The sequence below is a fragment of the Erwinia psychrophila genome, assembly GCF_039023475.1.
In the GTDB taxonomy this organism is placed as follows: domain Bacteria; phylum Pseudomonadota; class Gammaproteobacteria; order Enterobacterales; family Enterobacteriaceae; genus Erwinia.
The window spans coordinates 237,391-258,690 of record NZ_JBCHVB010000006.1; the positions used below are offsets into that span (position 1 = coordinate 237,391).

The window sequence follows — 21,300 nt, forward strand, 5'->3', positions numbered from 1 at the left end:
TGGCTGCTGAAAATGGTCATTAAGCATGTGGTAATAGAATGAAATATAAAATTCTGATGGCTGGCGCCCTGGCAGCGCTCTCTTATAGCGCTTCATCGACAGCGGCAAGCGAAGGCCCTGATTACGCCTCCGACTGGTGGCACCAGAGCGTCAACGTAGTGGGCAGCTATCACACCCGCTTTGGACCTCAGTTCAATAACGACGTCTATCTGGAATATGAAGCTTTCGCCAAAAAAGACTGGTTCGATTTCTACGGTTATCTGGATCTGCCGAACTTCTTCGGCGTGGGTAACTCGAATGCCAACGGCATTTTCGATCACGGCTCCCCAATGTTTATGGAGATTGAGCCGCGCTTCTCAATCGATAAGCTCACCAATACCGACCTGAGCTTTGGTCCATTCAAAGAGTGGTATTTCGCTAATAACTATATCTACGATATGGGCCGTAACAGCGACAATCGCCAGAATACCTGGTATATGGGTCTGGGCACGGATATCGATACCCATTCCGATATCGGTCTGTCGCTGAACGTCTATGCCAAATACCAGTGGGAAAACTACGGCGCGGCGAACGAAAACAGCTGGGATGGCTACCGCTTCAAGGTGAAGTACTTTGTGCCTATCACCACCCTTTGGGGCGGCAACCTTGGCTACGTTGGCTTTACCAACTTTGACTGGGGTTCCGATCTGCGCGACAAAGGGGGCTCATCACGCAGCAGCAACTCTATCGCGTCCAGCCATATTATTTCGCTGGGATATGACCACTGGCACTACTCCATTGTGGCACGTTACTTCCACAACGGCGGTCAGTGGGCCGACGGCAGCGAGCTGAACTTCGGCAGCGGCCCGTTTGAAGTGAAGTCCACCGGCTGGGGCTATTACCTGGTCGCAGGCTACAATTTCTAATCGGGTAAACGCTCACGCAACGCCAGCGTGAAAGTCCATGCTGGCGCTGTTCTCCCCTCCTTCCGTCGTGCCATTTCCCGTCGTCAGTCATATAATCCTTATGCAATACTGCATCCACTAAGGGATTCTATATGTCTGCCATGCCCGCCGCGAATGGCGTGAAGCTTCGCCCCCTGGAGCGCGAAGATCTCCATTTTGTCCACCAGCTTGATAACAACGCCAGCGTCATGCGCTACTGGTTTGAAGAGCCCTACGAGGCATTTGTCGAGCTTTCCGATCTCTACGACAAGCATATCCATGACCAGAGCGAACGCCGTTTTGTTGTGGAGCACGAGGGAGATAAAGCGGGACTGGTAGAGCTGGTCGAGATCAACCACATTCATCGCCGCGCCGAATTTCAGATCATTATCGATCCTGCTCATCAGGGCAAAGGGCTGGCCAGTAAGGCCGCCAGGCTGGCGATGGAGTATGGCTTCTCAGTGCTGAACCTCTACAAGCTCTATCTGATTGTTGATAAAGAGAATGAGAAAGCGATCCATATCTATACCAAGCTCGGATTTGAAATTGAGGGAGAACTGATCCACGAGTTCTTTATTAATGGCGAATACCGCAATACCATCCGCATGTGTATTTTCCAGCATCAGTATCTGGAGAAGAATAAGCCCGCGCACGCGATGGTTCAGCCTACCGCGCAGTAGCGGCAAAGAGAGGGCTTCCGTGAGAGGAAGCCCTTAGGTTTTGTGGTTAACTGCGGGCACCGACCAGACTCATGTTGCTATAGATTCTTGCCGGTTCGATCTTGTACATGCCGCCGTTGAAAGGATCGACGATAAGCCAGCCCGGTATCCCGCCAAGAGGAATATTGCCCAGGATATACCAGAGGTTGGGACTTAGCTCCAGCGGGATCGTTTGCGGCACATAGCCTTCCTGCTCCAGCTGTAGCGTATATTTTTTCTTACCGAAATAGGAGCCATCAGACTTCTGCAGCGACACGGTTTGCGGCGTCACGCCTTTCGCCACCGCCCTGCCCGTTTCATCCTGCACTACAAACCGGACGCCCTGCGGCCAGGTCTGTATCGGCACGTCCTGCGTTTTGCTGCCCACGATGGTGGCGCAGCCGCTCAGAAACCACGCTGAAGCCAGCGCCAGTATCAGCCTTCTCATAATTCATCCTGCATCATTAACGATTTAAAATAGTCTAAGCGCACTGCGGCCACTTTTCATTATCTACGCCCGATAAGTTCGGGCGTTATAAAACAAATTATCAGCAGCTTATTGGCGGCGGGCGCGGCGGGCAATTGCGCTGATATCGGCAGGCGTGGTGCGGCAGCAGCCGCCAATCAGCCGCGCACCGCTTGCCTGCCACTCAGCAAGATTGTCCGTTAACGTGCAGTGGGAGCCTTCACTGTGCCAGGTTTTGCTCGCGGCGTCATACTGCTCACCGGAGTTGGGATAAACCACCAGCGGTTTTGCCGTCAGTGTGGAGAGCGTTTGTAGCGCCGCAGTCACTTTATCAAGCGCGATACAGTTGATGCCCAGCGCCACGGCCTGCGGAGAATCGTCCAGCAGGGCCACCACGTCGCCAAGCGGCGTGCCGTCACTGAGATGCGCATCATCGCGCAGCGTGAAAGAGAACCAGGCCGGCATCTGAGGGAACTCTCTCAGCAGCGTCACCAGCGCCTGAATCTCGGCGAAGGAAGGCAGGGTTTCACAGGCGAGGATATCCGCGCCAGTCTCCGCCAGCGCGCGGATACGCGGCCGATGAAAGGCCATCATCTCCTGCTGCGGCAGAGCGTAATCGCCCCGGTATTCTGAACCGTTCGCCAGAAAAGCCCCATAGGGTCCCACCGAACCCGCAATCAGTAACGGGCCGCTGTCGGGATGTCGGGCAAGGTAATCCGTTCTGGCCTGGGCGGCGAGCGTCACGCTTTTAGCAATCAGCGCCAGGGAGTCAGCCTCATCCAGGCCTCTTTTCGCAAAGCCCTGCGGCGTTGCCTGATAGCTGGCCGTGATGGCGACCTGCGCACCCGCGCTGAAGTAGTCGTAATGCACCTGGTATATCAGGTCGGGATTTTCGATCAGCACCTTTGCGGACCAGAGCGAATCGGTCAGATCGCAGCCGCGTGCCTCGAGCTCGGTCGCCATCGCGCCATCCAGCACGAGGCCCGCCGCCGCCAGCTGTCCGACAGAAAGATTATTCAGTGACATGCAGCGTCTCCTTTGCCTGCTCGCGTTTATTCAGCAGTTGGGTGAAATAGTAAGCCACGTAGCAGAGCGCCACGAAAGGCAGGCCGCAGTATAGCGCGATGCGCTGCGCCGGATCGAACGCCAGCCCAACGCAGGCCAGCAGGCACAGCATAAAACCGAGGATGGGCGTCAGCGGATAGAGCGGCGCCCGGTAGCCAAGCGCGGATAACGGCTTGCCCGCCCGTAAATGCGCACGGCGGAAGAAGTAGTGCGACGCGCAGATGCTCAGCCAGACCGCCACCACCGCAAAGCCGGAGATCGCCGAAAGCGCCACAAAGACGGTATCGGGCGCAATCACGCTGGAGAAAAGCGCCAGCAGCCCGCCCAGCATACTGGCTGAAATCGCCACCAGCGGGATGCCCCGACGCGTCAGGCGCGCAAAGCAGCGCGGCAGGGTTTGCTGGTTGGAGAGCGACCAGAGCATCCGGCCTGAAGCATAAAGCCCCGAGTTCGCGGCTGACAGTATCGCCGTCAGGATCACGAAGTTAAAGATATCAGCCGCATAGGGAATGCCGATTTTTTCGAATACCAGCACAAAGGGGCTTTTCACAATACCAGCCTGATCCATCGGGATCAGCGCGGCGAGGATCAGCACGGTGCCGATAAAGAAAACGATCAGGCGGGCCACCGTGGTGCGGATCGCCAGCGGCAAAACTTTCTGCGGATTTTCCGTTTCGCCGGCGGCAATACCGATAAGCTCCGTGCCGGAGAACGCAAAGTTCACCGCCACCATGGTCATCAGAATCGGTAAACCGCCGTGCGGCAGCCAGCCGGAGGCCGTCAGGTTCTGGAAAAAGGGCGCGCTGCTGCCATCCTTCAGCGGAATAAAGCCGAACATCGCCCCCGCGCCGAGGATGATAAAAGCGAGGATCGTCACCACTTTGATCACCGAGAACCAGAATTCCCCTTCGGCAAAAAAGCGTGTCGAAACCACATTAAGAAAAAATATCAGCAGGCAAAACAGCAGGCACCAGAGCCAGACCGGCGATTCGGGGAACCAGTACTGCATGCAAAATCCCGCCGCGGTAAGGCTGGAGCCGAGCGCCACGGTCCAGGTCAGCCAGTAAAGCCAGGCGACGGTATAGCCGGTCGCCGGACTGAGGTAGCGGGCGGCGTAAATATGAAAGGCCCCCGTTTCCGGCATCGCAACGGAGAGTTCACCCAGGCTGAGCATCACCAGGTAGACCACCAGCGCGCCGATAATGTAGGCCAGTAGCGTTCCTGCCGCGCCGGTAGTGGAAATAATGTAGCCGGTATTAAAAAAGAGGCCGGTGCCAATAACGCCGCCCAGTGAGAGCATCACCAGGTGCCGGGTTTTCATGCTGCGCTTGAATTGCTGGGGCGTATTCTGCTCGGGTTGCTGCATCACTCACTCATCCGTATAGACGTCTAAACTTCCACATGGAGAGCGTTATACTGATTCCGCCCGCTGAATGCAACGGTACTTATCGCAGGGATAATGTGAAGGGGGAGAAAGCGTGGATGCTGACAGAGCGTTCAGCGGCACCTGTCAGGCACACGCTGAAAAACTCACCGGGTAATCAGCCAAACAATTGGTCGATATAGCGCTCAAGGGCCGCTCTGGAGCTGAATCCATGAGGGATACCATAGTGATCGGGGATATCTCCTCCCACACGGATCGGGAACTGTACGTAGTGCTCACTCGTTTTGACGTCCGCAGCGGCATTGGCTAAGGGATGGCTTTTTTCCTTCAGCGTGGGGTGGATGACCAGCGCCGTGCGTCCCAACCGTGCTTCGCGGTTTACATAAACATAGTTTTCACCGCGCCGGTAACCGTAGGATTTTGGCGTTACCACATCCATTTCAAATCCCGCTTTTTCCAGAACGCGGGCAACCTCATCAGGGCGTAAATACATGCATGATCCTCTGAAACTGACAAACCCCGCAACCTTACAACAGCGGGCCGCCGGAGGGCTTTCGGAATAATCCAGAAAGGGGCCGGGCGGCGCGTCCGGGCGCTTAAACCCGCTGAATGGTCTACAGTTAATATCAGGTTTCATTCACAAGGGAGAGAACAATGTTTAACCGGACGAGTAAAAACGAAGACGTTGACATCAATCAGGACGTTAGCCAGCTTGCCGATACCCTTGACGATCTGCTGAAATCTTACGGCAGTAAATCAAAAGATGATTTGGAGAATGCCCGCTCCCGTGCGGAGGCGATGCTTAAAGAGACCCGCGCTAAACTCCACGGCCGCAACAGGGTTACCCAGGTAGCGAAAGATGCCGGCGATCACGTTGATACCTATGTGCGCCATAATCCCTGGCACGGCGTCGGTATCGGCGCGGCAATTGGTGTATTTATCGGTGCGCTGATCGCGACCACCACCCAAAGCCGCGATTAGCCCTGACAGAGCCCGACGCAATCCCCGCAGTTAACCCTGCGGGGATTTTTTTTGCCCCCTCCTGCCCTTCTCCGCCAAGGCTTACGGGCCATGTCCTCTCCTTACCCCCTAAAAGCCCATATATTGCGTGGTTGCAATAAATAACCACTATATCTAGTATTAGGTAATCATTCAGACCCCCAATCTGACCCTGTGCAGCAACTCGAAAAAGGGAACGTTATGCCGGTTCAGCTGGGGCAAAAACCCACCTAAAAGGGAAATACGAATCATGCGCATTATTATTTACACTAAGAATAACTGTGTCCAGTGCAATGCGACGAAAAATGCGATGGATAAGCAGGGCATCCGCTATCAGCTGATCAATCTGGATCAGGAGCCGGAAGCGATTGAAACCCTTAAATCACTGGGCTATCGCGAGGTTCCCGTGGTGATGACCGATCGCGAACGCTGGAGCGGCTTTCGCCCGGACAAAATTGCTGCGCTGAAGCTGGCTGCGACGGTACAGGCCTGACGCCATGTCCATTCTGGTCTATTTCTCCAGCCAGTCAGAAAACACACATCGCTTTGTGCGCCGCACCGGCCTGCCCGCCCGGCGTATTCCTCTGGCGGCCGATGCGCGGCTACGGGTCAGCGAGCCTTATATCCTGGTCGTTCCGAGCTACGGCGGCGGTACTCACCGGGGCGCGGTTCCCCGCCAGGTCATTCAGTTTCTGAATGAGTATGAAAACCGCCAGCTGATCCGCGGCGTGATAGCCGCAGGTAACCGCAATTTTGGCGAAGCGTATTGCCTGGCGGGCAGCATTATCGCGCAGAAATGTCACGTGCCCTGCCTCTACCGGTTTGAACTGCTGGGCACCGCTGAAGACACCGCAAACGTTTATCAGGGAGTAACTGAATTTTGGCAGCGACAGAAACTACACGCATAACCGCCAGCCCCGCCGGGCTGGATTATCATTCGCTGAACGCGATGCTGAATCTCTATGATGATGAAGGCCGGATACAGTTCGACCAGGATCGGGAAGCGACACGGCAATATTTCCTTCAGCATGTGCTGCCTAACAGCGTGCCGTTCAGTTCGGTGAGTGAACGCCTGCGGTTTCTGGTGGCGGAGGGCTATTACGAACCGGCGGTGCTGAACGCTTATCCATTTGATTTCGTCACCGCGATGTTTGAGCAGGCTTATGGCCGCCGCTTCCGCTTTCAGACCTTCCTGGGTGCCTGGAAGTTTTACACCAGCTACACGCTGAAAACCTTTGACGGCAAACGCTATCTGGAAGGGTTCACCGAGCGCGTCTGCATGACGGCGCTGACGCTGGCGAAAGGCGACCAGCCGCTGGCGACCGCCCTGATGGAAGAGATGCTTTCCGGCCGCTTTCAGCCCGCCACGCCGACCTTCCTGAACTGTGGTAAGCAGCAGCGGGGCGAGCTGGTCTCCTGCTTCCTGCTGCGCATAGAGGATAATATGGAGTCGATTGGCCGCGCGGTGAATTCGGCGCTCCAGCTCTCACGGCGTGGCGGCGGCGTGGCCTTACTGCTCTCGAACCTGCGGGAAGCGGGTGCGCCGATCAAACGTATTGAGAACCAGTCCTCCGGCGTCATTCCGGTGATGAAGATGCTGGAGGACGCCTTCTCCTATGCCAATCAGCTGGGCGCCCGTCAGGGTGCCGGGGCCGTCTATCTGCACGCTCACCATCCGGATATTTTGCGCTTTCTGGATACCAAACGTGAAAACGCCGACGAGAAAATCCGCATCAAAACCCTGTCGCTGGGCGTGGTGATCCCGGATGTTACCTTCCAGCTGGCGAAAGCGAATCAGCCGATGGCGCTCTTCTCGCCTTATGACGTTGAGCGTCTCTACGGCCTGCCCTTTGCCGATATCAGCATCAGTGAAAAATATGACGAGCTGCTGGCCGATGAGCGCATCCGCCGGAGCTTTATTAATCCCCGTGAGTTCTTCCAGACGCTGGCCGAGATTCAGTTTGAGTCCGGCTATCCCTATATCATGTTTGAGGATACGGTGAACCGGGCGAATCCGATCCAGGGCCGCATTAATATGAGTAACCTTTGCTCCGAGATCCTTCAGGTCAATACGCCCTCGGACTATCACGAGGATCTCAGCTATCGCCGTATCGGCAAGGATATCTCCTGCAACCTTGGCTCGCTGAATATTGCCCATACGATGGATTCACCGGACCTGGCCCGCACCGTGGAAATCGCCGTCCGTGGCCTGACCGCCGTATCGGATCAAAGCCAGATTGACGCCGTACCCTCCGTGGCGGAAGGCAATGCGCAGTCACACGCAATCGGCCTTGGTCAGATGAATTTGCACGGCTATCTGGCGCGGGAAGGTATTCACTACGGTTCTGAAGCGGCCCTCGACTTCACCAACCTCTACTTCTATACCATGACTTACCATGCGCTGCGCACCTCCTGTCTGATTGCCCGCGAACGCAAGGCACGCTTCGCCGGTTTTGAAACGTCGCGCTACGCCAGCGGTGAGTATTTCAGGCAGTATGTGGAACAACGCTGGACGCCCCGCACGGCGGAAGCGGCTGCGCTGTTTGCCCGGGCGGGCGTGGCGTTACCTACCCAGGCGCAGTGGCAGCAGCTACGGGAGGAGGTGATGGAACACGGCATCTACAACCAGAATTTGCAGGCCATCCCGCCGACGGGATCGATCTCTTATATCAACCATGCCACTTCCAGCATTCACCCGATCGTCTCACGCATTGAGATCCGCAAAGAGGGCAAAACGGGGCGCGTCTATTATCCGGCACCGTTTATGACCAATGAGAATCAGGCGTTTTATCGTGACGCCTACGACATTGGCCCGGAGGCGATCATCGATACCTACGCCGAAGCGACCCGCCATGTCGATCAGGGGCTGTCGCTGACGCTCTTCTTCCGTGATACCGCCACCACGCGGGATATCAACAAGGCGCAGATTTATGCCTGGAAGAAAGGCATCAAAACGCTCTACTACATCCGGCTGCGCCAGATGGCCCTGCTGGGCACCGAAGTGGAAGGCTGCGTCTCCTGCTCGCTCTGACTATTTACCCTGAGGGGCGAAGCCTGCCCCGGTTAAGAAGATCATTATGAAACTACACCGCATTCACGCTATTAACTGGAATCAGATTGAAGATGAAAAAGATCTTGAGGTCTGGAACCGCCTGACCTCAAATTTCTGGCTGCCGGAAAAAGTGCCGCTCTCTAACGATCTCCCCGCCTGGAACGGCCTCAGCGGTGAGGAGCAGCGCCTCACCATCCGCGTATTTACCGGCCTGACGCTGCTGGATACCATTCAGAATAGCGTTGGCGCGCCGGCCCTGATGGCCGATGCCGTGACGCCGCATGAAGAGGCGGTGATGTCCAATATCAGCTTTATGGAAGCCGTACACGCCCGCTCTTACAGCTCCATTTTCTCCACGCTGTGTCACACTACGGATGTGGATGCGGCCTATGCCTGGAGTGAAGAGAACGAACCTCTTCAGCGTAAAGCGGAGATTATTCTGGCGCATTATCATCACGACGATCCGCTGAAGAAAAAAATTGCCAGCGTCTTTCTGGAGTCTTTCCTTTTTTATTCCGGCTTTTACCTGCCTATGTACTGGTCCAGCCGCGGAAAACTGACCAATACCGCCGATCTGATCCGGCTCATCATTAAAGATGAGGCCGTGCACGGCTATTACATCGGCTATAAATACCAGCGCGGTCTGGAAAAAGCGTCCCAGGCGCGCAAGGATGAGCTGCAACAGTTCGCCGTTGAGCTTTTGCTGGCGCTGTACGAAAACGAACTGGCCTACACCGAAGCGCTATATGATGGCGTTGGCTGGACGGAAGAGGTGAAGACGTTTCTGCACTATAACGCCAATAAGGCGCTGATGAACCTGGGCTATGAGGCGCTGTTTCCGGCTGACCTGACCAGCGTTAATCCGGCTATCCTCGCCGCCCTGTCGCCAAACGCCGATGAAAATCACGATTTCTTCTCCGGTTCCGGCTCCTCCTATGTGATGGGAAAAGCGGTGGTTACCGAAGACGAAGACTGGAATTTCTGAATCTGAACGGAGGGGCTGCCCGTTTCCATTCCCTCCGTTTTTTCTGAGATTAATGCTCGCAGATTAATCTGCCGGGAGCGAATAAAAGACGTTAATTAGCGCCATTTTTATTTCGCTAATATCACGCCAACACCGCGCCTGCAAAAACCTTTTTCCGGCCATTTCATCGCGATCCCGCCGCGAAATATCAGATTTTTTTACGCCATGAAAATTCGCCGAAATCCCTTATCCCTGCTGGAATTTCCGGGACGCCGGTCTCAGTTTGCTTTTCAAGAATCTTCCTAAAGGGTTGTCTCAGATTCTGAGTGTGCTAGGGTATAGACCGCTCATATTTAACCAGGACACACCAGAAATATAAGATAATTCACCAACCAGGAAATTAATTAATGCATGGCCATTAAATTAGAAGTAAAGAATTTATATAAAGTATTTGGGGAAAATCCCGACCGTGCCTTTAAGCACATTGAAAAAGGAATAACGAAGGAAGCGCTTCTTGAGAAGACAGGGCTTTCTCTCGGGGTAAAAGATGCCAGTCTGGCCATTGAAGAAGGCGAGATATTTGTGATCATGGGCCTTTCCGGCTCCGGCAAGTCCACCATGGTTCGCCTTCTCAATCGTCTGATAGAACCCACCCGCGGTCAGGTCATCATTGATGGTGTCGATATTGCCAAAATATCTGACAGCGAACTGCGTGAAGTGCGCCGAAATAAAATCAGTATGGTATTCCAGTCCTTTGCACTGATGCCCCACATGACGGTTCTGAATAACGCGGCATTCGGTATGGAATTAGCCGGCATTCCTCAGCAGGAGCGTCAGGAAAAAGCCCTGGATGCGCTGCGTCAGGTTGGCCTGGATAATTACGCCCATGCCTACCCGGATGAATTATCCGGCGGCATGCGCCAGCGTGTTGGATTAGCCCGTGCACTGGCGATCAATCCGGATATATTATTGATGGATGAAGCCTTCTCAGCACTTGATCCTTTGATCCGTACCGAAATGCAGGATGAGCTGGTCAAGCTTCAGTCCCGCCACCAGCGTACTATTGTCTTTATTTCCCACGATCTGGATGAAGCGATGCGTATTGGCGATCGCATTGCCATCATGCAGGGTGGCGAAGTTATTCAGGTCGGCACGCCGGATGAAATTCTTAATAATCCTGCGAACGATTATGTGCGCACCTTCTTCCGCGGCGTGGATATCAGTCACGTCTTCAGCGCGAAGGATATCGCCCGACGTGGCGCCAGCGCGCTGATGCATAAATCCCCCGGCTTCGGCCCGCGGTCGGCGATAAAACTACTCCAGGACCAGGATCGCGAATTTGGTTACGTACTGGATAAGCAGAAGTTTATTGGCGTGGTCTCTACCGATTCGCTGAAGGCCGCGCTGGCTGCCGGTGAAAGCCTTGACCAGGCGATGCTCTCCTCCCCTGCCGCCGTGGATGGTGACACCTCGCTTAACGATTTGCTGTCGCATGTTGCTCAGGCGCCCTGCGCGGTGCCGATCGTTGGTGAAGATAACCAGTACATCGGCATCATTTCCAAGGGCACGTTACTACAGGCATTAGACCGTGAGGGGGCAACCAGTGAGTAAGCAAACTACCGATCCATGGGCGGCAGCTTCTGCTCAGCCTGACACCACCACTCCCGCCGCTGAGGTGGTACATCCTGCCGCCGATGGCGCGCAGGCAGCGGCCAGTAGCGATCCCTGGTCCACAGGCGCGGCCGCGCCTGCCGATGCGGCCCCCGCAGGTGGCGATGCCGCCAGCGCGTGGGGTACCTCGTCGGGCGGTCACGATGCGGCAGCCGCCGGCAGTGACTGGTTAAACAGCGCCCCGGCGCCGCAGGTGGAACATTTCAGCATTCTCGATCCGTTCCACAAAACGCTGATCCCGCTGGACAGCTGGGTGACCACCGGCATCGACTGGATAGTCTCCCATTTCCGCCCGGTGTTTCAGGGTATCCGCGTGCCGGTGGATTATATCCTCAGCGCCTTCCAGCAGATGCTGTTGGGAATGCCTGCGCCGGTAGCGATCGTTATTTTTGCCCTGATCGCCTGGCAGCTTTCCACGCTGAGCATGGGCGTCGCCACGCTGGTGTCGCTGGTGATTATTGGCGCTATTGGCGCCTGGTCACAGGCGATGGTGACGCTGGCGCTGGTTCTGACGGCGCTGCTCTTCTGCATTATTATCGGGCTGCCGCTTGGCATCTGGCTGGCGCGCAGCGAAAGAGCGGCGAAGATTATCCGTCCTCTGCTGGATGCGATGCAAACCACGCCCGCCTTCGTCTATCTGGTGCCGATTGTCATGCTGTTCGGCATCGGCAATGTGCCTGGCGTGGTGGTCACCATCATCTTTGCCCTGCCGCCCATCGTGCGCCTGACCATTCTTGGTATTAAACAGGTGCCCGCCGATCTGATTGAGGCGGCGGAATCTTTCGGTGCGAACCCGCGACAGATGCTGTTCAAGGTTCAGCTACCGCTGGCGATGCCGACCATTATGGCCGGGGTCAACCAGACCCTGATGCTGGCGCTCTCCATGGTCGTGATCGCTTCGATGATCGCGGTCGGCGGACTGGGACAGATGGTACTGCGCGGTATTGGCCGCCTGGATATGGGGCTGGCTACCGTCGGCGGCGTCGGGATCGTCATCCTCGCCATTATTCTGGATCGCTTAACGCAGTCCGTCGGTCGTGACAGCCGCAGCCGGGGCAACCGTCGCTGGTACGCCAGCGGCCCGCTGGGCCTGGTCACCCGTCCGTTTATCAAGTAACCCTTCTGGCGGTGCGTGCCTGACGCGCACCGCCCGCTTCGCACGCAAGATAAATCAAAATAAGGATTCACCATGCGCAAGACAGCACTTTTAGCCGCCGCGTTAACCACGCTGGTCGCCACTCAGGTTTCCGCAGCCGATCTGCCGGGTAAAGGCATTACCGTTAAGCCTGTACAGAGCACCATTTCTGAAGAAACCTTCCAGACGCTGCTGGTCAGCCGTGCGCTGGAAAAGCTGGGCTACACCGTTCAGGAGCCCGGCGAAGTTGACTATAACGTCGCCTACACCACTATCGCCGCTGGCGATGCCACTTTCATCGCCACAAACTGGCGGCCACTCCATGACGATATGTACAAAGCGGCCGGCGGCGATGATAAATTTTACCGCGAAGGTACCTATGTGCAGGGCGCCGCACAGGGTTATCTGATTGATAAAAAAACGGCGGAAAAATATCATATTACCCGTATCGATCAGCTGAAGGATCCCAAACTGGCGAAGCTGTTTGATACCAACGGCGACGGTAAAGCGGACCTGACTGGCTGTACGCCTGGCTGGGGCTGTGAAGCGGTGATTAATCATCAGATCAAGGCCTACGATCTGAGCGGCAGCATCGAGCATAACCAGGGTAACTACTCGGCGATGATCGCCGATACGATTTCACGCTTTAAAGCGGGCAAACCTATCTTCTATTACACCTGGACGCCGTACTGGGTCAGCGACGTGCTGGTGCCGGGCCGCGACACCGTCTGGCTCCAGGTTCCGTTCTCCTCAATGCCGGGCGAACAGAAAGATGTGGATACCAAACTGCCTAACGGCGCCAACTACGGTTTCCCGGTCAACACCATGCATATTGTCGCTAACAAAGCCTGGGCTGAGAAAAACCCGGCGGCAGCGAAGCTGTTTGCTGAAATGAAACTGCCGCTCGCGGATATCAATGCACAGAACTCCCGCATGCATGAAGGTCAGTCTTCTGAAGCCGAGATCAACGCCCACGTTGACGGCTGGATCAAAGCACACCAGGCGCAGTTTGACGGCTGGGTGAACGAAGCAAAGGCTGCGGCTAAATAAGGCCCGCAGATATTTCCCCTGGGGCAGCAGCGATGCTGCCCTTTTTTTTACTGGTTGGGCCTGTCAATTATTCTGAGAGTGAAATAATTTTTTCAGTTACTATTCACTTCACACTCTTTTACTACCTTACTGAGCGCAATGAAATCCCCCCAGCACAGCCTTACGCCCGCCCTCGTTCTCCTGATGTCTCTGGCAACCGGTCTCTCCGTCGCCTGTAACTATTACGTTCAGCCTCTGCTGGAAACCGTGGCCCGTACCTTCGATCTCTCCGTGAACCAGGCCGGGTTTATCGTGACCACCGCCCAGCTGGGCTATGCGGCGGGCTTACTGCTACTGGTGCCGCTGGGCGATATGCTGGAGCGCAGGGGTCTTATCGTCACGATGAGCCTGCTTGCTGCCGGAGGGATGGTGATTACCGCCCTCTCGCCTTCATTACCGCTGATGCTGCTGGGTACGGCGCTGACCGGCCTGTTTTCCGTTGTTGCCCAAATCCTGGTCCCTCTGGCGGCAACGCTGGCCGAGCCGGCAAAACGGGGCAAAGTGGTGGGCACGGTGATGAGTGGGCTGCTGCTGGGGATCCTGCTCGCGCGGACCGTATCCGGCGTACTGGCGGAATTTGGCGGCTGGCGTACCGTTTACTGGGTTGCCAGCGCGCTGATGGTGCTGATGGCGCTGGCGTTATGGCGCTATCTTCCCCGCTATAAACAGTCCGTTTCGCTCAACTATGGGCAGCTGCTCGGCTCCATTTTCACACTCTACTTCACCACGCCGCTGCTCAGAATGCGGGCGGTGATTGGCTGCCTCGCTTTTGCTAACTTCAGCATCCTGTGGACTTCGATGGCCTTTCTGCTCGCCTCACCGCCCTATGGCTATTCGGAGGCCCAGATCGGGCTGCTGGGGCTGGTTGGCGCTGCGGGCGCACTGGCGGCACGTCAGGCGGGCTCGCTGGCCGATAAGGGTAAAGCCAGGCAGACCACGACTTTCGGTCTGGTAATTATGCTGATCTCCTGGCCGGTGACCGCGATTGGCAGTTATTCGCTGCCGGCTTTACTGGTCGGTATTATCCTGCTCGATTTGGCGGTACAGGGCGTTCATATTACGAATCAAAGCGTGATTTACCGGCAGATGCCGGAAGCCCGTAACAGGCTGACCTCCGGTTATATGACCAGCTATTTTATCGGCGGTGCGCTCGGCTCGCTGATTTCCGCCAGCGCCTATCAACACGCCGGATGGCCAGGCGTCTGTGCGGCGGGCGCTATCTTAACTTTACTTAATCTGTTGTGCTGGTGGCGGGGTGCGAAACACGAGTTGCACACTCCTTAGCCGGACTGGGGGAAGTTGACTAAATTTCAGAGGTAGCGCCCTGTTAAGCGGTAACGCAGTCTGATAAGGTTAGTCTGCATTTATTCAGGTTGTTTATTTTATCGCTTGAAACTATTAAGCCCCGGAGGGAATCAGACTGAGCATGGCTACAGGTCTGTCCGCACTAAGCGGAAGCCAGCGGCGGGCTTTCGGTCATGTATGCCAGATCGTCTTGCCCGTTACGCCCAGCTTATTACGCGTTGCTTCTGGTCCTGACCGCATTAATCCGGTTTTCTCTTCCTGCATCCGCGCTCTGTTTCTGCCCTCTGCACTGGCGCCAGAGGTTTCATGCGTTACGTTTAGAACAACCTGAAACCGTTGTTATTTTATTTCTCAGGCTGTTGCCTGATGGTTCGATCTGTTGAGTTATTTTGCGGCATGCTGATGAGGATGCGGCTAAGTCCCCAGGGTTAAGGAGTGACCTGAAAATTATTGATGGTGTCTGACGGCTGTGCGCTCAGAAGCAGGGCCGGAATGAAGCGCTTTTTTAACACCATCGTTACGATACCCGTTGCAACTTATGAGGTCCCAGATGGAAAGTTCGTTTACTCCCATTGAACAGATGCTGAATTTCCGCGCTAACCGTCAGAAAGATTTCCCCCTCCAGGAGATCTTACTGACCCGGCTCTGCATGCACATGCAGAGCAAACTGCTGGAAAACCGCAATAAAATGCTGAAAGCTCAGGGGATTAACGAGACGCTGTTTATGGCATTGATCACGCTGGACGCGCAGGAGAACCACAGTATTCAGCCATCCGAACTCAGCGCCGCGCTGGGGTCATCCCGCACGAACGCGACCCGCATTGCCGATGAGCTGGAAAAGCGTGGCTGGATTGAACGGCGTGAAAGCGATAACGATCGCCGCTGCCTGCATCTGCATCTGACGCCGAAGGGCCACGAGTTTTTACGCCAGCTGCTGCCGCCTCAGCATCAGAGCCTGCAACAATTGTGGTCCGCGCTCAGCGGTACAGAAAAAAGTCAGCTGGAAGGCATTACACGTAAGTTGTTAATGCGTCTGGAAAATATGGAAGAGGAACAGGGGATGGCTTCCCTTTCTCGTTAGGCTGCTCACCAATAGCATAATGTGCGACAACCGGCCTGCCAGGAATCGCTATTTTAGTTCGTTAATTTTATCTCATGCCAGCGCCGAACCGCTGGCATTTTAGACTTCAGGCATGGCGGCCACTGGGCGTCATGCCTGTTTGGTATGGAAAACGTGGAGAAACCCATGAGTGCAAATGCGGAAACGCAAAGCTCGCCGCAGTCAGCGAATAAAAAGAAAAAGCGCAAACGCGCATTACTCTTTCTTACTGCGTTGTTCATTCTGATAGGTGTGGCCTGGCTCGTTTACTGGTTTGTGGTATTACGTCACTTTCAGGAGACGGACGATGCCTACGTGGCCGGCAACCAGGTGCAAATTATGGCCCAGGTACCCGGCAGCGTGAATAAGGTCTGGTTTGAAGATACGGACTATGTCAAAAAAGGCGACGTGCTTGTAACGCTGGATAAAACCGACGCGGAGCAGGCCTTTGAAAAGGCGAAAAATGCGCTGGCCACCAGCGTGCGCCAGACGCACCAGTTGATTATCAACAGCAGGCAGTACCAGGCCAGCATTGAGCTGCAAAAAACGGCGCTGGCGCAGGCGCAGGCCGATCTGAAACGCCGTGAACCGCTGGGCGCCGCCAACCTGATAGGTCGTGAAGACCTTCAGCACGCCCGCGATGCCGTCACGACCGCCAAAGCCCAGCTTGACGTGGCCGAGCAGCAGCTGAACGCGAATCAGGCGATGATCCTGGATACCTCGCTTGAAAATCAGCCCGCGGTGAAACAGAGTGCGGCGGAGCTGCGTGATGCCTGGCTGGCTTTACAGCGCACGGATATCGTCAGCCCGATTAACGGTTTTGTGTCACGACGCAGCGTTCAGGTTGGCGCTCAGATTTCGACCACAACGCCGCTGATGGCTATCGTGCCTGCCAGCAATCTGTGGGTGGACGCTAACTTTAAAGAAACCCAGCTGGCCGGCGTACGCATCGGTCAGCCCGCTACCGTGGTCAGCGATATTTACGGTGACGACGTGGTTTATCACGGCAAAGTGGCGGGGCTTGATATGGGGACAGGCAGCGCGTTCTCTCTTCTGCCTGCGCAAAACGCGACCGGTAACTGGATTAAAGTGGTGCAGCGCCTGCCGGTGCGTATCGAGCTTGATCCGAAGGAAGTCGAGCAGCATCCGCTGCGCATTGGGCTGTCTACGCTGGTTAAGATCGATACCAGTAACGCCGAAGGCGCGGTGCTGGCCACGCAGGTACGGAAAACGCCAGCGTATGAAAGTAACGCGCTGATGCTGGATCTGGCTCCGGCTAACCAGCTTATCACCGATATTATTCGCGCCAATGCGGGCTGAGAAAGCGGGAGGCTGTTGTGGCACAAAAACCGCTTGAGGGCGCGCAGCTGGTTCTGATGACCATCGCGCTGTCGCTGGCCACGTTTATGCAGGTGCTGGACTCCACCATCGCTAACGTGGCGATACCCACCATTGCCGGTAACCTGGGCGCGTCAAACTCCCAGGGGACCTGGGTTATTACCTCGTTTGGCGTGGCTAACGCTATTTCGATCCCCATTACCGGCTGGCTGGCAAAACGCGTCGGCGAGGTGAAGCTGTTCCTCTGGTCAACGGTGGCGTTTGCTGTGGCGTCCTGGCTCTGCGGGATGTCAGACAGCCTTGCCATGCTTATCTTCTTCCGCGTTATCCAGGGCGTGGTGGCTGGCCCGCTGATCCCACTGTCGCAAAGCCTGCTCCTCAGTAACTTTCCGCCGGCAAAGCGCAGTATCGCGCTTTCGCTATGGGCAATGACGGTTATCGTTGCGCCGATCTGCGGTCCGATTCTGGGCGGCTGGATCAGTGATAACTACCACTGGGGATGGATCTTTTTCATCAACGTGCCGATCGGCGTGGTGGTGGTACTGCTGACGCTGCAAACATTGCGTAACCGTGAGACGGCGACCGTGATCCGGCCTATCGATACCGTGGGCCTGGTGCTGCTGGTCGTCGGCATAGGCAGTCTGCAGGTGATGCTGGACCGCGGTAAAGAGCTGGACTGGTTCAGCTCGCAGGAGATCATTATCCTGACGGTGGTCGCCGTGGTCGCGCTGGTATTGCTGCTGGTCTGGGAGCTGACGGACGATCACCCCATCGTCGATTTATCGCTCTTCAAATCGCGGAATTTTACCATCGGCTGCCTGTCGATCAGTCTGGCCTATATGCTCTACTTTGGCTCGATTGTCCTGCTGCCTCAGCTTTTACAGGAGGTCTATGGCTATACCGCCACCTGGGCCGGACTGGCCTCGGCGCCCGTCGGGATATTACCGGTCATCCTGTCGCCGATCATTGGCCGCTTCGCCCACCGGCTGGATATGCGTAAGCTGGTCACCTTCAGCTTTATTATGTACGCCGTCTGCTTCTACTGGCGCGCCTACACCTTTGAGCCCGGCATGGATTTCGCCGCGGCGGCCTGGCCGCAGTTTATCCAGGGGTTCGCCGTGGCCTGCTTCTTTATGCCGCTGACCACCATCACGCTGTCTGGGCTTCCGCCTGAACGGCTGGCGGCGGCATCCAGCCTCTCGAACTTTACGCGTACTCTGGCTGGCTCTATCGGCACATCGATTACCACCACTATGTGGACAAACAGGGAGTCACTGCACCACAGCCAGCTTAGCGAGTCAGTGAATGCTTACAACATTAACTCGCAGGAGATGTACAGCAAGCTGGAAGCGCTGGGAATGAGTCGTGAACAGGCTTCCGCGTGGATTGCCCAGCAGATTACCAATCAGGGTCTGATCATTTCGGCTAACGAAATCTTCTGGGCTTCCGCTGGCGTATTCCTGCTGCTGCTGGTGCTCATCTGGTTCGCCCGTCCGCCTTTCGGGGCAGGCAGCGGTGGCGGCAGCGGCGCCCACTAATCCGCTACGCTACCCCCATAAAAAAACGGCCCTGAAAAGGGCCGTTTGTTTTTATCATCATGCAGCAGGCATCAGGCGTTCTGACGCCACCACTCTGCCAGCAGGACCCCTGTGGCTACCGACACGTTAAGACTTTCAACGTTGCCAGTACCGCCGATGGAGACGCTCATATCGCCCTGTTCCATCGTCGCATCAGAGAGGCCGTCACGCTCCTGGCCTAAAACCAGCACCATTTTTGCCGGCAGTTCAGCCTGAGCCAGCGGCGTTCCCTTATGGCTTGAGGTGGTGACAATGGTATAGCCCGCCTTGCGGAACGCGTTCAGACCGGCAGCAAAGCTTTCACCGCTGATGGCCTGAACATGCTCAGCCCCGCCTTCTGCCGTACGCACGGCAGCACCGGACTCCAGCAGCGAAGCATCATCCACCAGCAACCCTTTTACGCCAAAGTGCGCGCAGCTGCGCATCATGCCGCCCAGGTTATGCGGGTTGCCGATTTGCTCCAGCGCCAGCACACAATCTTTCGTTTCCGCTTTTGCCAGCCATTCGCTGACCGGCATACCGGAACGTTTTTTGATCAGGAAGCAAACGCCACCGTGGTGCTCTGTGCCGGATGCTTTGATCAGTTCGGCTTCATCCACAACGTGATAAGCCTTGCGGTTAGCCGCCATCCACTTCAGCGCATCACGGAAACGCGGCGTGACTTCCTGGATAAACCAGGCGCGCACGATGCAGTCAGGACGGCTCTGGAACAGCGCCTGGCAGGCGTTTTCGCCATAGACACGCGTCTCTTCCATCCGCTGACGGCGGATCTGCTCCGGATCGATATAACTTTTCCCGCTGATGCCGCCGTGATCGGGCTTGCTCTCATCGGTTGCAGAAGGCGCACGAGACACCGTACGCCAGGGCGAGTCACTCGGAAGTGCGTCGCGATCGCGCCCGCCACGCGGTTTGCTTTCTGCGTGACGTGAAGGACGACGACTGTCATCCTGACGAGCGCCACCTTTACCCGTACGGGGGTTTTGCCCGCCTTTCTTACTCTCGTCATCACCGCGGACATACATCACTTTGACTTTACCGCTTTTACCTTTAAATTCGTCGTTCATTTTCCCTCCACCTGGCTGAGCGCGAAGCGCGCAGATTACCTGATGTGGCAGCGCTTAGCTATTAACTTCCAATAAAAGCACAGATTGCCTTTCCCCGCCGGCAATGCCGTCCGGTCGCAGAGTTTGCACCTATTGTACCCATTGAACAAATCTCTTTGTTGTCCCGGGCAATGACTATCATAATTATCGCTACTTTACTCAGACTTGCGGTAAGTAAATGCTTACCTTCGCTCTTCACCGAGGTGATTAAATGAATACGGTTTGTGCATCCTGCCAGGCGACGAATCGCGTGCCCGATGAGCGCGTGAGCGATACCGCAAAATGTGGCCGCTGCGGTAGCGTACTCTTTGAGGGTGAGGTCGTTAACGCAACCTCTGCCACCCTTGATAAATATCTGCAGGACGATCTGCCGGTGGTGATTGATTTCTGGGCGCCCTGGTGTGGTCCCTGCGTTAACTTTGCCCCGGTCTATAAAGAAGTTGCGGCTGAACGCAGCGGTAAAGTCCGCTTTCTTAAAGTGAATACCGAGGCGGAACCCGAGTTGAGCGCCCGCTTCCGTATCCGCAGCATTCCAACCATTATGATCTTCAAACAGGGTCAGATGGTGGATATGCTCAGCGGCGCCATGCCAAAAGCGCCCTTTAACGAATGGCTTGATGAAAATATGTAAGCCCGCCGCCGGGGCTGGCGTTGCCGGCCCCTACTGCAATCTTCCGCTTTCCGCTAGAATGGCGTTTTCATCAGATAATCCGCTATGACTGAAAACGCCGTTCTTCGACTTCGTGCCGAACGTCTGGCCCGCGCCACGCGTCCTTTTCTTGCCCGTGGCAACCGTATTTTGCGCTGTCAGCGCTGTCTGCTTCCCAGGCAACACTGCCTCTGCGCCACGCTGAAGCCCGGACAGGCGCGCAGCCGTTTTTGTCTGGTGATGTTCGATACCGAGCCGATGAAACCCAGCAATACCGGCAGGCTGATCGCCGATATTTTACCGGAGACGCAGGCATTCGGCTGGTCACGAACGCAGCCCGACCCTTCCCTGCTGGATGCCGTAAAAAACCCTGAGATCCAGCCTATGGTGGTGTTCCCACAATCGTATGCCGATGCAGATCGTCCCGTCCTTACCACGCCACCGCGCAGCGGCAAGCCCCCACTCTTTATTATGCTTGATGGGACCTGGACCGAAGCCCGCAAAATGTTCCGGAAAAGCCCCTGGCTTGACGCTCTGCCGGTCATGTCGCTGACGCTGACCAAACCGTCCAACTATCAGCTTCGTGAGGCTCATGCTGAAGGGCAGCACTGCACGGCGGAAGTGGCTGCTGAGCTGCTGATGCAGGCGGGCGATACCGCGGCGGGCATCGCGCTGTCGCAACATTTTGACCTCTTCCGCCAGCGTTACCTGGCAGGAAAACCGCACAGTCCCGTTCTGCCCGCCCGAGAAGAAAACGGCGGCTAACTGTGGTTTGAGAGTGCG

The 21,300-nt window shown here is 56.1% G+C and carries 21 protein-coding genes; 16 read left to right on the top strand and 5 right to left on the bottom strand.

Going from position 1 to position 21,300, the window contains the following annotated elements:
* Window positions 1-38 precede the first annotated feature (38 nt).
* Both AAH446_RS15605 and speG read left to right on the top strand, forming a co-directional pair.
* Window positions 39-905, top strand: a complete 867-nt coding sequence (locus AAH446_RS15605; protein ID WP_342907595.1) for a nucleoside-specific channel-forming protein Tsx — start codon at window positions 39-41, stop codon at window positions 903-905.
* A 140-nt stretch (window positions 906-1,045) separates the two neighbouring features.
* The gene (speG, locus tag AAH446_RS15610) at window positions 1,046-1,603 is read left to right on the top strand and encodes a spermidine N1-acetyltransferase (protein WP_463322826.1); all 558 of its coding nucleotides are present in this window, start codon (window positions 1,046-1,048) and stop codon (window positions 1,601-1,603) included.
* 46 nt (window positions 1,604-1,649) lie between these two features.
* Here the strand turns inward: speG and AAH446_RS15615 are convergent, their stop codons facing one another.
* The 4 genes from AAH446_RS15615 to AAH446_RS15630 all read right to left on the bottom strand — a co-directional run bounded on the left by AAH446_RS15615 (window position 1,650) and on the right by AAH446_RS15630 (window position 5,029).
* Window positions 1,650-2,069 carry a putative periplasmic lipoprotein gene (locus tag AAH446_RS15615; protein WP_342907597.1) on the bottom strand — a complete coding sequence of 140 codons (420 nt, stop codon included), beginning with the start codon at window positions 2,067-2,069 and terminating at the stop codon, window positions 1,650-1,652.
* A 108-nt stretch (window positions 2,070-2,177) separates the two neighbouring features.
* On the bottom strand, window positions 2,178-3,113 hold the full coding sequence (gene mmuM, locus AAH446_RS15620; RefSeq protein WP_342907598.1) for a homocysteine S-methyltransferase: 936 nt from the start codon (window positions 3,111-3,113) through the stop codon (window positions 2,178-2,180).
* Window positions 3,100-4,518, bottom strand: coding sequence for an S-methylmethionine permease (gene mmuP / locus AAH446_RS15625; protein WP_342907625.1), 1,419 nt, complete (start codon window positions 4,516-4,518; stop codon window positions 3,100-3,102). Before mmuP ends, mmuM begins: the two co-directional genes overlap by 14 nt.
* 175 nt (window positions 4,519-4,693) lie before the next feature.
* Window positions 4,694-5,029, bottom strand: a complete 336-nt coding sequence (locus tag AAH446_RS15630) for a DUF2002 family protein (RefSeq protein ID WP_342907599.1) — start codon at window positions 5,027-5,029, stop codon at window positions 4,694-4,696.
* A gap of 161 nt (window positions 5,030-5,190) precedes the next feature.
* Between AAH446_RS15630 and AAH446_RS15635 the strand changes: the two genes are divergently transcribed.
* The 12 genes from AAH446_RS15635 (at window position 5,191) to emrB (ending at window position 18,726) form a co-directional block, all read left to right on the top strand.
* On the top strand, window positions 5,191-5,517 hold the full coding sequence (locus tag AAH446_RS15635) for a DUF883 family protein (RefSeq protein ID WP_342907600.1): 327 nt from the start codon (window positions 5,191-5,193) through the stop codon (window positions 5,515-5,517).
* 268 nt (window positions 5,518-5,785) lie between these two features.
* Entirely contained in the window at window positions 5,786-6,028 is a 243-nt protein-coding gene (gene nrdH, locus AAH446_RS15640; protein ID WP_342907601.1) for a glutaredoxin-like protein NrdH, read from the top strand.
* Between the two features lie 4 nt (window positions 6,029-6,032).
* Window positions 6,033-6,443, top strand: a complete 411-nt coding sequence (gene nrdI / locus AAH446_RS15645; RefSeq protein ID WP_342907602.1) for a class Ib ribonucleoside-diphosphate reductase assembly flavoprotein NrdI — start codon at window positions 6,033-6,035, stop codon at window positions 6,441-6,443.
* Window positions 6,444-6,460: 17 nt separating this feature from the next.
* The gene (gene nrdE, locus AAH446_RS15650) at window positions 6,461-8,566 is read left to right on the top strand and encodes a class 1b ribonucleoside-diphosphate reductase subunit alpha (RefSeq protein WP_342907626.1); all 2,106 of its coding nucleotides are present in this window, start codon (window positions 6,461-6,463) and stop codon (window positions 8,564-8,566) included.
* Window positions 8,567-8,612: 46 nt separating this feature from the next.
* The gene (gene nrdF / locus AAH446_RS15655; protein ID WP_342907603.1) at window positions 8,613-9,572 is read left to right on the top strand and encodes a class 1b ribonucleoside-diphosphate reductase subunit beta; all 960 of its coding nucleotides are present in this window, start codon (window positions 8,613-8,615) and stop codon (window positions 9,570-9,572) included.
* Between the two features lie 390 nt (window positions 9,573-9,962).
* Entirely contained in the window at window positions 9,963-11,162 is a 1,200-nt protein-coding gene (gene proV / locus AAH446_RS15660) for a glycine betaine/L-proline ABC transporter ATP-binding protein ProV (protein WP_342907604.1), read from the top strand.
* Entirely contained in the window at window positions 11,155-12,339 is a 1,185-nt protein-coding gene (gene proW / locus AAH446_RS15665; RefSeq protein ID WP_342907605.1) for a glycine betaine/L-proline ABC transporter permease ProW, read from the top strand. Before proV ends, proW begins: the two co-directional genes overlap by 8 nt.
* Window positions 12,340-12,411: 72 nt before the next feature.
* Window positions 12,412-13,407 (top strand): glycine betaine/L-proline ABC transporter substrate-binding protein ProX, encoded by a 996-nt coding sequence (gene proX, locus AAH446_RS15670; RefSeq protein WP_342907606.1) that lies wholly within the window; start codon window positions 12,412-12,414, stop codon window positions 13,405-13,407.
* Between the two features lie 138 nt (window positions 13,408-13,545).
* Window positions 13,546-14,730: an MFS transporter gene (locus AAH446_RS15675; RefSeq protein ID WP_342907607.1), complete on the top strand. Its 1,185-nt coding sequence runs from the start codon at window positions 13,546-13,548 to the stop codon at window positions 14,728-14,730.
* 571 nt (window positions 14,731-15,301) lie between these two features.
* Complete coding sequence (mprA, locus tag AAH446_RS15680; protein ID WP_342907608.1) at window positions 15,302-15,832, top strand: transcriptional repressor MprA; 531 nt, start codon at window positions 15,302-15,304, stop codon at window positions 15,830-15,832.
* Between the two features lie 165 nt (window positions 15,833-15,997).
* The gene (emrA, locus tag AAH446_RS15685; protein WP_342907609.1) at window positions 15,998-17,170 is read left to right on the top strand and encodes a multidrug efflux MFS transporter periplasmic adaptor subunit EmrA; all 1,173 of its coding nucleotides are present in this window, start codon (window positions 15,998-16,000) and stop codon (window positions 17,168-17,170) included.
* A 17-nt stretch (window positions 17,171-17,187) separates the two neighbouring features.
* Entirely contained in the window at window positions 17,188-18,726 is a 1,539-nt protein-coding gene (gene emrB, locus AAH446_RS15690) for a multidrug efflux MFS transporter permease subunit EmrB (RefSeq protein WP_428943847.1), read from the top strand.
* Between the two features lie 71 nt (window positions 18,727-18,797).
* Here emrB and AAH446_RS15695 read toward each other — a convergent pair whose 3' ends face one another.
* Window positions 18,798-19,829: a tRNA/rRNA methyltransferase gene (locus AAH446_RS15695; protein ID WP_342907610.1), complete on the bottom strand. Its 1,032-nt coding sequence runs from the start codon at window positions 19,827-19,829 to the stop codon at window positions 18,798-18,800.
* A 250-nt stretch (window positions 19,830-20,079) separates the two neighbouring features.
* Here AAH446_RS15695 and trxC point away from each other — a divergent pair, with 250 nt between their 5' ends.
* Window positions 20,080-20,499 carry a thioredoxin TrxC gene (gene trxC / locus AAH446_RS15700; RefSeq protein ID WP_342907611.1) on the top strand — a complete coding sequence of 140 codons (420 nt, stop codon included), beginning with the start codon at window positions 20,080-20,082 and terminating at the stop codon, window positions 20,497-20,499.
* An 84-nt stretch (window positions 20,500-20,583) separates the two neighbouring features.
* On the top strand, window positions 20,584-21,282 hold the full coding sequence (locus AAH446_RS15705; RefSeq protein WP_342907612.1) for a tRNA-uridine aminocarboxypropyltransferase: 699 nt from the start codon (window positions 20,584-20,586) through the stop codon (window positions 21,280-21,282).
* Window positions 21,283-21,300 lie beyond the last annotated feature (18 nt).

Excerpts from the sequence above, each read along its gene's own strand:
- mmuM (WP_342907598.1), bottom strand. The coding sequence starts at position 3,113 with ATGTCACTGAATAATCTTTCTGTCGGACAGCTGGCGGCGGCGGGCCTC.
- mprA (WP_342907608.1), top strand. The coding sequence starts at position 15,302 with ATGGAAAGTTCGTTTACTCCCATTGAACAGATGCTGAATTTCCGCGCT.
- AAH446_RS15605 (WP_342907595.1), top strand. The coding sequence starts at position 39 with ATGAAATATAAAATTCTGATGGCTGGCGCCCTGGCAGCGCTCTCTTAT.
- AAH446_RS15695 (WP_342907610.1), bottom strand. The coding sequence starts at position 19,829 with ATGAACGACGAATTTAAAGGTAAAAGCGGTAAAGTCAAAGTGATGTAT.
- AAH446_RS15635 (WP_342907600.1), top strand. The coding sequence starts at position 5,191 with ATGTTTAACCGGACGAGTAAAAACGAAGACGTTGACATCAATCAGGAC.
- nrdH (WP_342907601.1), top strand. The coding sequence starts at position 5,786 with ATGCGCATTATTATTTACACTAAGAATAACTGTGTCCAGTGCAATGCG.
- proX (WP_342907606.1), top strand. The coding sequence starts at position 12,412 with ATGCGCAAGACAGCACTTTTAGCCGCCGCGTTAACCACGCTGGTCGCC.
- nrdI (WP_342907602.1), top strand. The coding sequence starts at position 6,033 with ATGTCCATTCTGGTCTATTTCTCCAGCCAGTCAGAAAACACACATCGC.
- trxC (WP_342907611.1), top strand. The coding sequence starts at position 20,080 with ATGAATACGGTTTGTGCATCCTGCCAGGCGACGAATCGCGTGCCCGAT.
- speG (WP_463322826.1), top strand. The coding sequence starts at position 1,046 with ATGCCCGCCGCGAATGGCGTGAAGCTTCGCCCCCTGGAGCGCGAAGAT.
- AAH446_RS15675 (WP_342907607.1), top strand. The coding sequence starts at position 13,546 with ATGAAATCCCCCCAGCACAGCCTTACGCCCGCCCTCGTTCTCCTGATG.
- AAH446_RS15615 (WP_342907597.1), bottom strand. The coding sequence starts at position 2,069 with ATGAGAAGGCTGATACTGGCGCTGGCTTCAGCGTGGTTTCTGAGCGGC.
- proV (WP_342907604.1), top strand. The coding sequence starts at position 9,963 with ATGGCCATTAAATTAGAAGTAAAGAATTTATATAAAGTATTTGGGGAA.
- nrdF (WP_342907603.1), top strand. The coding sequence starts at position 8,613 with ATGAAACTACACCGCATTCACGCTATTAACTGGAATCAGATTGAAGAT.
- emrA (WP_342907609.1), top strand. The coding sequence starts at position 15,998 with ATGAGTGCAAATGCGGAAACGCAAAGCTCGCCGCAGTCAGCGAATAAA.
- AAH446_RS15630 (WP_342907599.1), bottom strand. The coding sequence starts at position 5,029 with ATGTATTTACGCCCTGATGAGGTTGCCCGCGTTCTGGAAAAAGCGGGA.
- AAH446_RS15705 (WP_342907612.1), top strand. The coding sequence starts at position 20,584 with ATGACTGAAAACGCCGTTCTTCGACTTCGTGCCGAACGTCTGGCCCGC.
- mmuP (WP_342907625.1), bottom strand. The coding sequence starts at position 4,518 with ATGCAGCAACCCGAGCAGAATACGCCCCAGCAATTCAAGCGCAGCATG.